Annotated in this window: 1 protein-coding gene; it reads left to right on the top strand. The window is 40.4% G+C overall.

Annotated features, from left to right (window positions below; genetic code table 11):
- Positions 1–24 precede the first annotated feature (24 nt).
- The coding region (locus B6A27_RS18320) for a transposase (RefSeq protein ID WP_080862886.1) at positions 25–894 on the top strand (870 nt) is incomplete at its 3' end.

Below are 894 nucleotides of genomic sequence, written 5' to 3'. Positions count from 1 at the left end.
CATTTCCAAGGGGTGGACACTATCATGATTTCCAATTTTGTTATCGAACATGCACTGAATAGCGAAATGGATCCTCTTTTACAGGCTTTATTTCAATACATCGACCAACTTTCTTTACCAGAAACACCTTATATAACCGGGCGACCGCCGATTTCGAAAAAATCATTGTTAAAATGTTTCTTTTTAAAAACCTATTTTTCCATTGATTCTTTACGTCAGTTAGTGGAAACACTCGATCGATTTGGCTACTTCCGGCGTATTTGTGGACTCAAAGAGGTTCCACATCTTTCTACGTTTTCACGTGCAGGTAAGTGGTTTCGAGAACAAGGATTTTCCACATTTAATGCTCGACTTCTAAAAGATTTAGGTGTTCGGTATCCCAAAATTGTCATCATCGACAGTACGGCACTCCGAAGCAGTTTTTATGATTCTCAAGCGAGATGGGGGATTTCGACTCGGTATAACTGGTTCAAAGGATATAAGTTGCACCTTTGTACAACCACAGAAGGAATCGTCCTATCCCATGTCTTCACGACTGCGAATCGAAATGATGCAGCCGTTGCGCTCGAATTATTTCCATCTTTAAAGGAATGGAAGATTGAATTTGCCCTTGGAGATGCCGCCTATGACAGCGAAAAAGTCCGTCAAATAGCCGAACAGACAGGAATTTTTTTCGTTTCACCTATTAATCCTCGAAATAGCGATGAACGAAAAGATGCCTATGGTCGGATGATTCGTTCGTTTTTGAAAACAGAATTCGGAAAGTGGTTGTTTGGTTTTCGCAACTCGATTGAGCAGACATTTAATCAGTTAAAGAATGACGGATTAGAACAGCCGCGTTGGTATGGGTTTCATCGCTATTTACTGCATGTACAATTATGCATTCTTATGCAC

The sequence above is a fragment of the Anoxybacillus sp. UARK-01 genome, assembly GCF_002075365.1.
Lineage (GTDB): Bacteria > Bacillota > Bacilli > Bacillales > Anoxybacillaceae > Anoxybacteroides > Anoxybacteroides rupiense.
This window is presented reverse-complemented; position numbering and strand designations above follow the sequence as displayed.